The organism is Streptomyces sp. 5-10 (assembly GCF_014712245.1).
Taxonomy (GTDB): domain Bacteria; phylum Actinomycetota; class Actinomycetes; order Streptomycetales; family Streptomycetaceae; genus Streptomyces; species Streptomyces violaceusniger.
Genome location: NZ_JACVYG010000002.1, coordinates 227,585 through 241,620 on the forward strand (window position 1 = coordinate 227,585; position 14,036 = coordinate 241,620).

Here is a 14,036-nt window from a genome sequence, read left to right on the forward strand (position 1 = left end):
TCCGCCGCCTGCCGGACCCCGGCGAATACCTGCTCGGGGCGCTACGGGAGCAGCGAGGTGAGCGGGACGGCCGGGTCGGCCAGGGCCGCCGGGTCGAGCTGCCGGCCGCCACGGATGAGCCGTTGGATCGATTCGGTGACGTCCCAGACGTTGACGTTCATGCCCGCGAGCAGGCGGCCGTCGTTCAGCCAGAAGGCGATGAACTGCCGCTTGCCGACGTCGCCGCGCACCAGCACCTGGTCGTAACTGCCGGGCGGGGCGTAACCGGAGTACTCCAGGCCGACGTCGTACTGGTCGGAGAAGAAGTACGGCACCCGGTCGTACGCGACGTCCTGGCCGAGCATGGCGCGGGCCGCCGCCGGGCCGCCGTTCAGGGCGTTGGCCCAGTGCTCGACGCGCAGCCGGGCGCTCGGCGGGAGCGCGGCCCGTACGGGGGTGCCCTCGAGGAACGCGAGCGGGGCGGAGGCCACGTCGCCCGCCGCGAAGATGTCCGGGTCGCTGGTGCGCAGCGCGGTGTCGACCGCGATGCCGCCGCCCGCCGCGCGGTCCACCACCTCAAGGCCCGCGGCCTCGGCGAGGGCGGTGCGCGGGGCGGCGCCGATGGCGGCCAGCACGCTGTGGGCGGGGTGCTCCTCGCCGTCGTCGGTGAGGGCGGCCAGCACCATGCCGTCCTGGCCGGTGATCTCGGTAAGGCGGGCGCCGAAGTGGAAGCGGACGCCGTGCTCACCGTGGAGGTCGGCGAAGAGGGCGCCCAGCTCGGGGCCGAGGACGGGGTGCAGCGGGGTGGGCTCGGGCTCGACGATCGTCACCTCGGCGCCGTAGCCGCGGGCGGCGGCCGCGACCTCGAGGCCGATCCAGCCCGCGCCCGCGATGACCAGCTGGCCGTTGTCCCGGCCGAGGGTGGTGAGGACGCCCTTGAGCCGCTCGGCGTGGGCCAGCCGGCGCAGATGGTGGACCCCGGCCAGGTCGGTGCCGGGGATGTCGAGGCGGCGCGGCTCGGCGCCGGTGGCCAGCAGCAGCCGGTCGTAGTGGACCCGGGTGCCGTCGCCCAGGGTCACGGCCTTGGCGGCGCGGTCCAGGTGGACGGCGGGCAGGCCGAGGTGGAGCTCGATATCGGCCTGGGCGTACCAGGCGGGCTCGTGGACGAAGACGCTGTCGCGCTCCTGGCTGCCGGTGAGGAAGCCCTTGGAGAGCGGGGGCCGTTCATAGGGGTGGTCGCGCTCGTCACAGATGAGGATCACCCGCCCGGTGAAACCCTCCGATCGAAGGGTTTCCGCGGCTTTCGCCCCGGCCAGGCCCCCTCCGACGATGACGAATGTCTGGTGTGCGTCGACCACTTGTTGTCCTCCTCGCTGCCGAGCAGTGCCGAGCAGTTCCTCTATGAGTGCCTTACCCCGGTCGTGTCAGGTCGTGCGTTCCGAAACCGTCCTAAAAGCTGGGCCGAGAATGCCCTGCCGGGAGAGGCACCGGGAAGATGTACCGAAAGCTGTGTCACAGGGGAGCCTCCCGCACCACGCGTGCGTCCGGAAGGGCCGGTAGGCCGTCTGTGTGCGCGGGAGCCGTATCCGGCGGACGTACCCGGCGGGCGGCGTCAACCGGTGAGCCGGGCGTGGAGCCCCCGGGCCGAGGTGTCGGTCAGGGAGGCGATCTGGTCGACGATCGCCCGCAGCCGGCCCCGGTCGTCCCCGGCCGCGTCGAAGAGCGCCCGGAACTGGGGGTCCAGCCCGTCAGGCGCGCGGGCGATCAGGGCCTCGCCCAGCTCGGCGATGACCACGCGCTGATCGGCCCGGACCAGCTCCTGGTCGGCGCGCTGGATCACATACCGGTCGGCGACCGCCTTGAGGACCGCGCACTCCAGTCGGGTGGCGCGGGGCACGACCAGCTCGGCGTGGTACCGGGTGAAGCGGCCCGTGCCGTACGCCGCGCGGGTGGCGCCCTCGGCGGCCAGGCAGAAGCGGCCGATGAGCTGGCTGGTGGCGTCCTTGAGGCGGGCCTGGGCGACGGACGAGCCGTCGTAGCCGTGCGGCCACCACTCCTGGCCCAGCAGCCGGTCCAGCGCCTCGGCCAGCTCGTCGGGCTCGGCCCCCGGGGCGTAGCGGTCGGCGGCGACGGCGAAGACCTCGCGGCGCTCGGGCTCGGCGAGCAGGCTCGCGGGGTTCAGATGGCCCGCGTGCAGCCCGTCCTCGACGTCGTGGACGGAGTAGGCGACATCGTCGGACCAGTCCATGACCTGGGCCTCGAACGTCGTACGGCCCTCGGGGGCGCCCTGCCGGTACCACTCGAAGATCGGGACGTCGTCCTCGTAGACCCCGAACTTCGGGGAGCGGGGGCTGTGCGGATGGCCGCCGCGGGGCCAGGGGTACTTGGTGGCGGCGTCCAGCGCGGCGCGGGTGAGGTTGAGCCCGACGCTCAGCGGCTCGCCGGTGACCCGGTCGGGTACGAAACGCTTCGGCTCCAGCCGGGCCAGCAGCCGCAGCGACTGCGCGTTCCCCTCGAAGCCGCCGCAGGGTTCGGCGATCCCGTTGAGCACCCGCTCGCCGTTGTGCCCGAACGGCGGATGGCCGAGGTCGTGGGCGAGACAGGCCGTCTCCACCAGATCCGGGTCACAGCCGAGGGCGGCCCCCAGCTCTCGGCCCACCTGGGCGCACTCCAGGGAGTGGGTCAGCCGGGTGCGGGGCGTGGCGTCGAAGGCCGGGGCACGCCCGGCCGGTCCGGGGTCGGCGGCCGGTGCGGCGGGCACCACCTGGGTCTTCCCGGCCAGTCTGCGCAGCGCGGCGGAGTGCAGCACCCGCGCCCGGTCCCGCTGGAAGGCGGTCCGGCCCGGCCGCTTGTCGGGCTCGGGCGCCCAGCGCTCGAGGTCCGCCGCGGCATAGCCGGGGACGCGGCGGGGGTCGGCCTCGGAGGCACCGATGGAGGCGGCGCCGGCCGAGGCGGCGCCCGTCGAGGCGGCGCCCGTCGAAGGGACACCGGCCGTGTCGGCCCGATCCGGTTCGGGTTCGGGTTCAGGTGGTGCGCTGGGGCTCATACACCGACGGTAGCCGCCGGGTGTGACAAGGGCGCAGAGGCCAGCGCCTGTTCGTAACGGCGCAGTACGAGACGCGCCACCGCCGGATGGGCGCCGAGCGGAGCGGCCGCGGGGCCGGGGGCGACGCTCGCGCACTGGGTCGCGAAGCGGCCGGGCGCGGTGAAGTACGAGGCGACCGCGATCCGGTCGTGGCCGAGCGCGGCCAGGGCGCGTACGGCCTCGGGCACGGTGGGGCCGGAGCCGGAGGCGTAGCCGGGCAGCACGGGCGCCCCGCCGAGCCGGGCGCTGAGCAGGGCGGCGGTACGGGCCGTGTCGAGGGCCGCGTCCGGGTCGCGGGAGCCCGCGGCGGCGAGGACGACGCCGCCCGCCCGGTGCGGAGCCGCGGCGCGGCGGCCCGCCTCCGCCAGCCGGGCGTCCAGTGCCTCGGCGAGCAGCGGGTCCGGGCCGAGCGGGGCGGCGATCCGGGCGGTGAGGTGGGGCGCGGCGGCGACGGCCGCCGGGATGTCCTGTTTGATGTGGTGGCCGCGGCTCAGCAGCAGCGGGACGAGCACGGCCTCACCGCGCAGCGCCGCCAGTGTGTCGCTCAGCAGCGGCCGGTTGAGCTCGATATGGCCGAGGCGTACGGGGAGTCCGGGGCGGAGCGCGCGGACGCGGTCCAGGAGGGCGTGCACGGTGCGCAGCGCCTCGGGGTCCCGGCTGCCGTGGGCGACGGCGACGAGCGTCGGCGGGCGCCCGTGGCCACCCCGGCGGATGCCGTGGTGGCCCAGCCGGTCGAGCTGGGTGGTGAGCTGGACGGTGAACCGGGCCATGATCCGCTGGGCGCTGTCGAAGTCCGCCGTGCCGTCGGGGCCCTGAGTGCCATGAGGGCCGGGTGTACTGGGAGGGCCGGGAGTGCCGGGTGGACCGGGAGGAGCGGGCTGCGGCGTCATGGCGAGAGCCTGGCAGCGGCGGATTGCACCGCCGTTGCGTGGCCGTCACAGGTGATTGCGTCGACTTCACCGGCCGCCCGGCGCCGCGCTGAGGTCCGCTTCCCGCAGGCGTAATGGGAGGTGACGCGTGCTGTAACACAGCCGTAGCACGCTGCTTCGCATGGCGCACGTTCCGGTTCCCGGGGAGCACTCCCCCTCCTCCCCCGACCCCGCCCCCGTCGATACGCACTGCCCTTACTGTTCGCTGCAGTGCGGTATGGCGCTGCGCCCCGTGATGCCGGGCGGACCCGGTGGCGGGACGGACGGACCCGGTGGCGGGACGGACGGCCGTCCGGGCGGTGTCGAGGTCGTCGAGCGCACCGCGTTCCCCGTCAACCGTGGCGCGCTGTGCGGTAAGGGCCGCACCGCGCCCGCCGTGCTCTCCTCCCGGGTGCGCCTGACCGAGCCGCTGGTCCGCCGCCCTGACACCGGCCGGCTCGAGCCGGCCACCTGGGAGGAGGCCCTCGACCGGATCGCCGAGGGCCTGGAGTCCACCGGCCGGGCCTACGGCCGCGACGCGGTGGGCGTCTTCGGCGGCGGCGGGCTGACGAACGAGAAGGCGTACGCGCTGGGGAAGTTCGCCCGGGTGGTGCTCGGCACCTCACAGATCGACTACAACGGCCGGTTCTGCATGTCCTCGGCCGCCGCCGCCCATCAGCGGGCCTTCGGTCTTGACCGCGGGCTGCCGTTCCCGCTGGCGGACGTGTCCCGCACCGGATGCGTCATCCTCGTCGGCTCGAACCTGGCCGAGACCATGCCGCCCGCGCTGCGCTATCTGACCGAGCTGAAGGAGGCGGGCGGCCGGCTGATCGTGGTCGATCCCCGGCGGACCCGTACGGCCGAGCAGGCGGATCTGCACCTGGCGCCGCGCCCCGGCACCGATCTCGCGCTCGCGCTGGGGCTGCTGCACCTGGTGGTCGCGGAGGGCCGGGTGGACGAGGAGTTCGTCGCACGGCGCACCAGCGGCTGGCCCGAGGCGCGGGCCGCCGCGATGGCCCACTGGCCGGAGCTGGTGGAGCGGATCACGGGCGTCCCCGTTCCTGAGCTCCGTAAGGCCGTCACGATGTTCTGTGACGCCGAGAGCTCGATGGTGCTGACGGCCCGGGGGCCCGAGCAGCAGTCCAAGGGCACCGACACCGTGGGCGCGTGGATCAACCTGTGCCTGGCCACCGGCCGCGCGGGCCGCCCGCTGTCCGGCTACGGCTGCCTGACCGGCCAGGGCAACGGCCAGGGCGGCCGCGAACACGGCCAGAAGGCCGATCAGCTGCCCGGCTACCGCAAGCTGGACGACCCGGCCGCGCGCGCCCATGTGGCGGCCGTCTGGGGCGTCGAGCCCGACGACCTGCCCGGACCGGGGCGCAGCGCGTACGAACTCCTGGACGCCCTCGGACGGGACGTCCGGGCGCTGCTGCTGATGGGCTCCAACCCGCTGGTCTCCGCCCCGCGCGCGGCCCATGTGGAGTCCCGGCTGCGGTCGCTGGACTTCCTGGCGGTCGCGGACGTCGTGCTCTCGGAGACCGCCGCGCTCGCCGATGTGGTGCTGCCGGTGGCCCAGTGGGCCGAGGAGACCGGGACCATGACCAACCTGGAGGGCCGGGTCCTCCTCCGCCGCGCGGCCCTCACCCCGCCGCCGGGCGTCCGGACGGACCTGTGGGTGCTGAGCGGGCTCGCGGCCCGGCTGGGCTGGGAGAAGGGGTTCCCGGCGGACGCGGAGGAGGTCTTCGAGGAGCTGCGACGGGCCTCGGCCGGGGGCGCGGCGGACTACTCGGGCATCACGTACCGGAGGATCGCGGAGGAGGACGGGGTGTTCTGGCCGTGCCCGGAGAGGGTGGAGGGGGACGACGCCGAGGAGGCCGACCCCGTACGCGCGACCGACTCGGACGGCGCGGCCAACTCGGACGGCGCGACCGACTCGGACGGCGCGAAGGACGCCGAGGGCGCGAAGGACGCCGGGGGCGCGGAGGACGACTCCCTGGGCGCGGAGGGGACCCTGGGCGCGGAGGGGACCGCCTCCGTACGCGCGGCCGACTCCGTGAGCCCGAGTCCCCGCCCGCACCCCGGTACGCCCCGCCTCTTCCTCGACCGCTTCGCCACCGACGACGGCCGGGCCCGCTTCGTGCCCGTCAGCCATCGCCCGGCCGCCGAGGAGCCGGACGCGGAGTATCCGGTGCTGCTGACGACGGGCCGGGTGCTGGCCCAGTACCAGTCGGGCGCCCAGACCCGGCGCGTCGGCGAGCTCAACGAGGCCGCGCCCGGCCCCTACGTCCAGCTCCACCCGCTGCTCGCCGAGCGGCTGGGCGCGGACGAGGGCGCGTCGATCGCGGTGGTCTCCCGGCGCGGCCGCGCCGTGGCCCCGGCCCGTATCAGCCGGGACATCCGGCCGGACACGGTGTTCATGCCGTTCCACTGGGCGGGGCCGGGGCGGGCCAACACGGTGACGAACCCGGCGCTGGATCCGGTGTCGCGGATGCCGGAGTTCAAGGTGTGCGCGGTGCGGCTGGAGCTGGCCGAGGGCTGACCGCTTCCGGTCAGCGCCCGCTCCAGCTCTCGACCTCCTTCAGATACGCCGCCCGCGTCTCCTCGTCGAGGAAGGCGGCCTGGAAGGAGTTGCGGGCCAGGGTGCGCAGGGTGGCCTCGTCGAGGCCGAGCGCGTCCCGGACGGCGGTGTAGTTGTCGCCCGCGTAGCCGCCGAAGTAGGCGGGGTCGTCGGAGTTGACCGTCACCAGCAGACCGGCGTCCAGCATCGCGGGCAGCGGATGGTCCTCGAGGCGGTCCACGACGCGCAGCCGGACGTTCGACAGGGGGCAGACGGTCAGCGGGGTCCGGTCCGCGACCAGCCGGGCCACCAGCGCCTCGTCCTCCAGGCTCCGCACCCCGTGGTCGACGCGGTCCACGCCGAGGACGTCGAGCGCCTCCCACACATACGCGGGCGGCCCCTCCTCCCCCGCGTGCGCGACGCACTTCAGCCCGGCCTGCCGCGCCAGCGCGTACACCTCGCGGAACTTCGACGGCGGGTTCCCGACCTCCGCCGAGTCCAGGCCGACGGCGGCGATCCGGTCCAGGTGGGGGCGGGCCGCCTCGAAGGTGGCCAGGGCCGACTCGGCGCTCTCGTCGCGCAGGAAGCACATGATCAGGCGCGTGGTGATGCCGTACGCGCGCGGCGCGGCGTCCAGCGCGCGGCCGATCCCGCGGATGACCGTGTCGATCTCCACGCCGCGCGCGGTGTGCGCCTGCGGGTCGAAGAAGATCTCCGCATGCCGTACGCCCTGCTCACGGGCGCGGACCAGATACGCGTTCGTGAGGTCGGCGAAGTCGTCCTCGGTGCGCAGCACGGTCATCAGCGCGTAGTAGAGGTCCAGGAAGTCCTGGAGGTCGCCGAAGGAGTACGCGGCCCGCAGCTCCTCCTGGGTGGCGAACGGCAGCTCGACCCCATTGCGCTCGGCGAGCGCGAAGGCCAGATCGGGCTCCAGGGTGCCCTCGATATGGAGATGGAGCTCTGCGGTGGGGATCGGGGGCATGGCGTGGATCACCTGCTGGTTTCGGTGGTGCGGGACGACTGGTCAAGGCTATGTGGGAGCGGATGCGTCACCCTTGTGGGGGTAATGCGAACGGAAGACGGATACCGCCGGGGGGCCGTCGCTACGGTGAGCGGGACAGTACGCTCCGTAGCAGTTGGAGGACACGGTGACCGCGATATTGGAGCGGCCGATGACCACAGAGAACGCGCCGGCAGCTGAGGAACCCCGAACGGAGCGCCGAAAGGAGCCCCGAACGGAGTTCGAGGAACTGCTTCACACCACCGAAGAACTGGATACGCCGGACGGCTACAAGGCCGAGCTCATCAGGGGGAAGATCGTCGTGTCGCCGTGGTCGGGGCTGCCATACCTGTGGCCCATGCGGGAACTTCGGCTGCGGCTGGAACCCCATGCGCCCAAGGGGCACATCGCCGAGACCTCGCCCTTCCTCTTCACGTTCCCCTCCGCCCAGCGGGCATTCGGTCCGGACCTGTTCATCGCGGATGGCGAGGCTTTCCGGGGCGTCGGGGGACGGCATGCCGACAGCGAGGCGCTGTCCCTCGTCGCCGAGTTCACGTCCGTCTCCACCCGGGATGTCGACTGGCAGGAGAAGCTTGAGGTCTACGGTCGCCATGTGCCGGTCTACCTCGTGGTCGACATGCAGGCCGACGAGATCACGGCCTTCTGGGCCCCGTCGGACCGCGGATACCACGCGCGGATGACCGTCCCGTTCGGCAAGCCGCTGCCCATCCCCGCGCCGTTCGACTTCGAGCTCGACACGAACTTCTTCTTGGAGACCGAGAAGCCCGAAGAGGAGAAAACCACCGAGTGATTCCGAGGCAACCGCCACCCCCCTCCCTGGCGTCACACAGCGCGACCGGATTCGGTGAGGCGGACAGGGGGAGCGCATGCTGGGGTGGGTGCGGGGGCGGTTGCCGGAGACGCGGCGGGGGTGGCGGCGGCTGGTGCGGGGGAGCGTCCTCGTCTGCGTACTGGCCCTGCTGCCCGCGACCTGGCTGCGGCTGAGCACGGACGACCGGGTCCGTACCGTCGCCGATGTGCCCTCGGCCCCGGTCGGGGTGGTCTTCGGGGCGGGGCTGTGGAACGGGGAGCCGTCGCCGTATCTGGCGCACCGGCTGGACGCCGCCGTACGGCTCTACGAGGACGGCAGGGTCCGTGCGCTGCTGGTCACGGGGGACAACAGCCGCCATGACTACGACGAGCCGGACGCGATGCGCGCGTATCTGGTCAAGCGCGGGGTCCCGGACCGGCGGATCGTGAGCGACTTCGCGGGGTTCGACACCTGGGACTCCTGCAGCCGGGCCCGGCGGGTCTTCGGGGTACGCAAGGCGGTGCTGGTGAGCCAGGGGTTCCATGTCCGCCGGGCGCTGGCGCTGTGCGGGGCGGCGGGGATCGACGCGTACGGGGTCGCGGTCGACGAGCCGCACGATGTGACCTGGTACTTCGGCGGCACGCGGGAAGTCGTGGCGGCGGGAAAGGCGGCTCTGGACGCGGCGTTCGAGCCGGATCCGCGTTTCCTGGGGCCACGGGAGCGGGGGATCGAGGAGGCGCTGGCGGACCGGGGACCGTGACGCCTGCGGCGGGCCACGCGGCGGAGCCGCACATCGACGCTTTCCCCTCCCCGCCCCTTCCCGCAACTGGGGCTCCGCCCCAGACCCCGGGGCCCAAGGGCGAACCCCACACCCCGGCCCTCGACCGCCGTCAGCCGATCGCCGGTCAGCCGATCGTCGTCTCCGACACCACCCACGCCAGGTAGTCCTCGCTGCCGTTCACGATGGGCGTCGCGATGACCTCGGGGGTCTCGTAGTCGTGCGCCTCGCGGATATGCGCCTCCAACTCGTCGTAGCGCGCGGCGGTGGTCTTGAACAGCACCTGCCACTCGGCCGCCGTCTCGACCTCCCCCTCCCACCGGTACACGGATGTCACGGGCTGGCTGATCTGCGCACAGGCCGCCAGCCGGGCCTCGATCGCCCCGCGGGCCAGCGCCTCGGCCTTCTCGGGGGTGTCGGTGGTGGTCAGTACGGTCAGGTAGTCGGCCACTGCTGCGGTACCTCTCTCAACGGGACGGCGATTGCACGGCGCGGCTGCGAACTGGCGCCCACCACGCTAGCCGGTGAGGATTGAGGGAACCCGCCGACGATCAGACCGGACCGATCGAGGGGCACTCATGGATGACCTCACCACGCTCGCGCGCCACCATCTGGACCAGGCCAAGGCCGATCCGCACGGGCGCAGCGCACATCTGTTCCTGCATGACGGTCCGCTGCGGCAGAGCGTGATCGCCATGGTCTCCGGCTGTGAGCTCAACGAGCACAACGCTCCCCCGGCGGCCAGCCTCCAGGTGCTGCACGGGCATGTACGGCTGACCGGCGGCGGTGACCGGATGGATCTCATCGCGGGCCAGGTGCAGGAGTTGCCGCACGAACGGCACGGGTTGCGGGCGCTGGAGGACTCGGTGGTGCTGCTGACGGCCGTGACCGCCACGCATGGCTGTCCCACCCCGTACGAGGAGGACGCGGCCGCCGCCTGACGACGGGCCTTTCCCCTCCCCGCCCCTTCCCGCTACCAGGGGCTCCGCCCCCGGACCCCGGGGGTCGGCGAACCGGCCACCGTCGCGATCAGCTCACCGGCCGGGGCGCCCACCGCGCCGCCCGCGACGCGGCCGGGGTTTGCGGCGGAACCCCAGCTGTGGGAGGGGGCGGGGAGGGGAAAGCGTCGATGTGCGGCTCCGCCGCGTGGCCCGCCGCAGGAGTCACGCACGATCCGGCGGACAGCCCCTAATCGCTGCCGCCGCCACCGCCCCCACCGCCCCCGCAGGAGTGGTGGCCGCCGCCATAGTCGCCGCCGTGGCTCCCGCCATAGTCGCCGCCGTGGCTCCCGCCGTGGTCGCCGCCGTAAGCCCCGTGGTCGCCGCCGTGGCTCTCGGCACGGTCGTCGCCCCACCCGTGCGCCGTGTAGAAGGACTCCTGGTCGAGGTACTGGGGGTCGTAGGCGATGAGGAGGTTCCGGTCCCAGTAGGCCGGGTCGCCGGTCGGGATGGGTATCGCGTCGCTGACGGCCCTGCGCCGCGCCGGTTCCGGGACGACGACGGGGCCGTAGAAGACGTACGAGGGGAGCGCCCCCTCCCGCACGGCCGCTTCCACGCGGCGCCTGCCCGTGCGGGTGGGGCGGCCCCGGAGACGGGTGAGCAGTCCGCCGGCGGTGAGCCGACGCCGGATCTCCGCCAGCTCGGGTCCGCCGAGCAGCGCGGGGACCACACGGTCCACCGGCTTCGAGCGCGGGCACAGCGCGATGAGCGCGCGCTCGACCGGGTGCTCGGCCCCCGGACGCTCGGCCCCCGCGCGCTCGGTCCCCGGACGCCCGGCCCCCGGGCGCTCGGCGCCCTCCCCCGTCGTGGCGCGGATCCGGGAGCGCCTGAGGGTGATCGCATCCCGCTCCTGGAGTGCTATCAGGAGGGTCTGGATCACCCATAGCCGCCCGCCCACCAGATAGGCGATGTCATAGAGGTCCAGCGCCGGCGGCTCCGCCGGGGCGGGGCCTCTGGTCATGGCACACATCGGAATGCCCCCGTCCATCCGTGTCCATCTGTGTCCGCACTTGTCCGTCAGCATCCATACGTTTCCGTACGAACCGCTCAACTACCGTCAGTTTTGTCGTTCTGAACGGGGATGAACCCTGACGAGTGCCGTTTCAGAGCAGGATTTGAGCTTTCGCCCCCCTATCCGGACGTGGGCGGGGTCGTGAGGGACACATCCGCCGACGGACCGGCACCCGTGGCGGTCAGGGCAGCGATCGAGAACGTGTACGCGGTGCCCGGGCGCAGCTTGCCGATCACCCGCAGCATCCCCTTGGCCCGGGGCTGGGAGACCAGGACGTCCCGGCCGGTCACGGTGGCGGTGCGGCCGTCGGAGACGGTGATCCGGTAGCCGATGACCGGGGTGTCGCCGGTGGTCTTGGGCGGGGTCCAGGACAGCGTCGCCGCCGTGGCCTCGGCGTTGGCCTTCACGCCGGTGGGGGCGCCGGGCAGGGCGCCGGAGCCACCCGCCGTGGGCGTGACGGGCGCGGCGGGCAGCGACCTCTCGCTCCGCCCCACCCCGTTGCGGGCCGTGACGGTCACCGTGTACGGCGTGCCGTTGGTGAGCCCGGCGACCCGTGCGTACGCGATCCGCTCGAAGCGCGCCGCCGGGACGGTGGTGGAGACGGTCTGGGCGCCGTCAGAGGACGTCGCGGTGACGGTGTACGAGGTGACCGGGGAACCGCCCTCGACGTACGACGGGTTCCAGGTGACGTACACCGAGCCGTCCGCCGCGAAGTCGCCCACGCGGGTGGGTGCTTCGGGCACCGAGTCGGCGGCGAACGTGCGGCCGAGCAGCCCCCGGTAGCGGGGTTCGAGACCGGCCGCGGCCACGATGTCGGCCGGTGCCTCGGACGGATCGGCCAGGATGTGGTTGCCGCTGGTCACCACGCCCTTGTCGTCCCCGTCGCGGTCGCCCTGCTCCCAGTGGTTGCCCGCGATCCGGGTCGGGTCGTTGTTGCCGAGGCCGTCGCGGTAGTCGATGTGCTTCGCCGCCACGTTGGCCTGGGCGCCGTAGAGGACGTTGCCCTCGACCGTCACATACGTACAGCCGTTGTCGGTGTAGACCGACCGGCCCAGGCCCCACTGGTCGTGGATGACATTGCCGGTGACCTTCTCGCCGTCGGCGAGGGAGCTGCCGGTGAGTCCCTGGGTGTAGATGCCGCCGCCGTCGTCGAGCGCCTGCAAGTAGTCGAAGATGAGGTTGTTGGACACCCGGTTGTCGCGGGAGACATTGGCCGTGGCCGGTTTGCCGATCTTGTCGGGCCAGCCGCCCCAGCCCATCGAGATCGCCGAGTAGGCGACATGGTCGATCTGGTTGTGGGCGATGGTGTTGCCGCGGGTATAGCCGTTGAGGATGGCGACGCCGCCGTGGTACTCGCGGGGCAGCGCGTAGAGGTGGTTGTTCGTCACCGACACCGCGCGGGTGAGGTCGGCGTCGCTGCCCGGCTCCGGCGCGTCGACCCCGCCGATCTCCATGCCGTTGCCGGAGATGTCGGTGAAGACGTTGCCGCGTACGGTCGCGTTCCGCGTCCCGGTGCCGAGTTCGAGCCCGGCCGCGCCGAGGTGGGTGAAGGCGTCGTCGGAGAACTCGATGTCACGGCCGTGGCTGATGGCCACGTTGCCGGGCATCTTGGTCCAGGACGCGTACGGGCAGGTGCCGCCCGGGGTGTATCCGCACAGTCCCTGGGTCTTCCAGCCCTCCGGGCCGGTCACCGTATAGCCCGCCTGCACCTCGGAGAAGCCCTCGGGCGAGGAGGGGGTGAGCCAGGTGGCGTACGAGAACTCGATACCGCGCAGGGCGATGTCGTGCAGCGGCGCGCGCCCGGTGCCCCGCCCGTCGACCAGCTTCTCCAGGACCGGCGCCGCCACGTCGGCGGTGCGCGGGTTCTCCCCGGGGCGCGGGCGGTAGTAGACGGTGCGGGTGTGCCGGTCGAGGTACCACTCGCCGGGCTGGTCCAGGACCTCGAAGGCGTTCTCGACATAGCCGGGCAGCGCGCCGCCCGTGAGCTCGGCGGGGCCGACCATGTTGATGCTGCGGCCGGGGATGTCGGGGAACTCCACGCGCCTGGTGGAGTTGTCCCAGCACGGCTGGGCCATGGTGACGGTGGTGCCGGTCATCGAGCCGATCGGGCAGCGCGGTTCGGTCCACGGGCCGAGTCCGTACTGCTGGATGTTCCACAGTGCCTCACCGCTGGGGTAGACGAACTCGATGTCCGACGGATTGCGCCAGCGGGCGAGGGTGTCGGCGGACGCGGTGTAGCCGGTGGCGGTGGCGGTGAGGGTCACCGGGATCGGCCCGCGCGCCCGCTGGGCGCGGACGCCGTTCACATACAGCTGCCGGGTGTTGTCCAGTCCGGCGGGCGCGGGCGCCGACCACAGCCCGGCGTCGCCCTTGACCGGCCGCCAGCCCCGGACCGCCCGCCCCCCGCTGAACACGGTGCCCCGGCTGCCCTGCCAGATGACGCGGTGTCCGTTGCCCCCGGAGTCACGGGCGTCGAGGACGAGCGGACGGGCGAGCCGGTACGTGCCCGGCGCGAGGTGCACCGTAAGGTCGCCGCTTTGGTGCGGGACGCGCTTCCGTACGAGGTCGCGGGCGCGCTCGGGGGTGCGGACGGGGGCGGTGCGGGTGCCGGGGGCGCGGTCGTCGCCGTTGGGCGCGACATAGACATCGGCGGCGGGGCGGGGAGCGCGTGCGACGGCGTCGGCGGTGCCGCCGAAGGCGGCGCCGAGGGTGGCGAGGGTGGCTAAGACGGCCGCGACGGCGACGGCGGCTCTCGGGGCCGCCTTACGGGCCTTACGGACGGTCCGGATGCGTGAGCGTACGTACTCCGACATGTCCCTCCCTGCGGAACCTTGCTGGAACCCTGCTGGAGCCCCTTGGAGCTCGTGGAGTGGAGTGGAGCGACCCCGGGAAAGGTAGGATCTATGAG

11 protein-coding genes are annotated in these 14,036 nt (G+C 73.2%); 4 read left to right on the forward strand and 7 right to left on the reverse strand.

The annotated features are described in order from the left end of the window. Positions 1 to 41: 41 nt before the first annotated feature. The 3 genes from IEJ02_RS03430 to IEJ02_RS03440 form a co-directional block, all read right to left on the reverse strand. Positions 42 to 1,337 (reverse strand): NAD(P)/FAD-dependent oxidoreductase, encoded by a 1,296-nt coding sequence (locus IEJ02_RS03430; RefSeq protein WP_191063298.1) that lies wholly within the window; start codon positions 1,335 to 1,337, stop codon positions 42 to 44. Positions 1,338 to 1,591: 254 nt separating this feature from the next. Further along, complete coding sequence (locus IEJ02_RS03435) at positions 1,592 to 3,025, reverse strand: deoxyguanosinetriphosphate triphosphohydrolase (RefSeq protein WP_223863297.1); 1,434 nt, start codon at positions 3,023 to 3,025, stop codon at positions 1,592 to 1,594. After that, the gene (locus IEJ02_RS03440) at positions 3,022 to 3,954 is read right to left on the reverse strand and encodes a sirohydrochlorin chelatase (RefSeq protein WP_370466953.1); all 933 of its coding nucleotides are present in this window, start codon (positions 3,952 to 3,954) and stop codon (positions 3,022 to 3,024) included. The genes IEJ02_RS03435 and IEJ02_RS03440 overlap by 4 nt, the downstream gene beginning before the upstream one ends. Positions 3,955 to 4,114: 160 nt before the next feature. Here IEJ02_RS03440 and IEJ02_RS03445 point away from each other — a divergent pair, with 160 nt between their 5' ends. Next, entirely contained in the window at positions 4,115 to 6,511 is a 2,397-nt protein-coding gene (locus IEJ02_RS03445) for a molybdopterin oxidoreductase family protein (RefSeq protein WP_191063299.1), read from the forward strand. A gap of 10 nt (positions 6,512 to 6,521) precedes the next feature. Here the strand turns inward: IEJ02_RS03445 and IEJ02_RS03450 are convergent, their stop codons facing one another. Continuing rightward, a complete protein-coding gene (locus tag IEJ02_RS03450) occupies positions 6,522 to 7,511 on the reverse strand; it encodes an adenosine deaminase (RefSeq protein WP_191063300.1) in 990 nt (329 codons plus the stop codon). A 154-nt stretch (positions 7,512 to 7,665) separates the two neighbouring features. Between IEJ02_RS03450 and IEJ02_RS03455 the strand changes: the two genes are divergently transcribed. Continuing rightward, entirely contained in the window at positions 7,666 to 8,340 is a 675-nt protein-coding gene (locus IEJ02_RS03455) for a Uma2 family endonuclease (protein WP_223863298.1), read from the forward strand. A gap of 76 nt (positions 8,341 to 8,416) precedes the next feature. Next, positions 8,417 to 9,100: a SanA/YdcF family protein gene (locus IEJ02_RS03460; protein WP_191063301.1), complete on the forward strand. Its 684-nt coding sequence runs from the start codon at positions 8,417 to 8,419 to the stop codon at positions 9,098 to 9,100. 145 nt (positions 9,101 to 9,245) lie between these two features. Here the strand turns inward: IEJ02_RS03460 and cutA are convergent, their stop codons facing one another. Beyond that, positions 9,246 to 9,569, reverse strand: coding sequence for a divalent-cation tolerance protein CutA (gene cutA, locus IEJ02_RS03465; protein WP_020871507.1), 324 nt, complete (start codon positions 9,567 to 9,569; stop codon positions 9,246 to 9,248). A gap of 127 nt (positions 9,570 to 9,696) precedes the next feature. Here cutA and IEJ02_RS03470 point away from each other — a divergent pair, with 127 nt between their 5' ends. Beyond that, on the forward strand, positions 9,697 to 10,059 hold the full coding sequence (locus IEJ02_RS03470; RefSeq protein WP_191063302.1) for a cupin domain-containing protein: 363 nt from the start codon (positions 9,697 to 9,699) through the stop codon (positions 10,057 to 10,059). Positions 10,060 to 10,306: 247 nt separating this feature from the next. Here the strand turns inward: IEJ02_RS03470 and IEJ02_RS03475 are convergent, their stop codons facing one another. Together IEJ02_RS03475 and IEJ02_RS03480 are read right to left on the reverse strand one after the other, a co-directional pair. Further along, a complete protein-coding gene (locus IEJ02_RS03475; protein ID WP_191063303.1) occupies positions 10,307 to 11,077 on the reverse strand; it encodes a TIGR04222 domain-containing membrane protein in 771 nt (256 codons plus the stop codon). Positions 11,078 to 11,247: 170 nt separating this feature from the next. Then, positions 11,248 to 13,941, reverse strand: a complete 2,694-nt coding sequence (locus IEJ02_RS03480; RefSeq protein ID WP_191063304.1) for a fibronectin type III domain-containing protein — start codon at positions 13,939 to 13,941, stop codon at positions 11,248 to 11,250. Positions 13,942 to 14,036 lie beyond the last annotated feature (95 nt).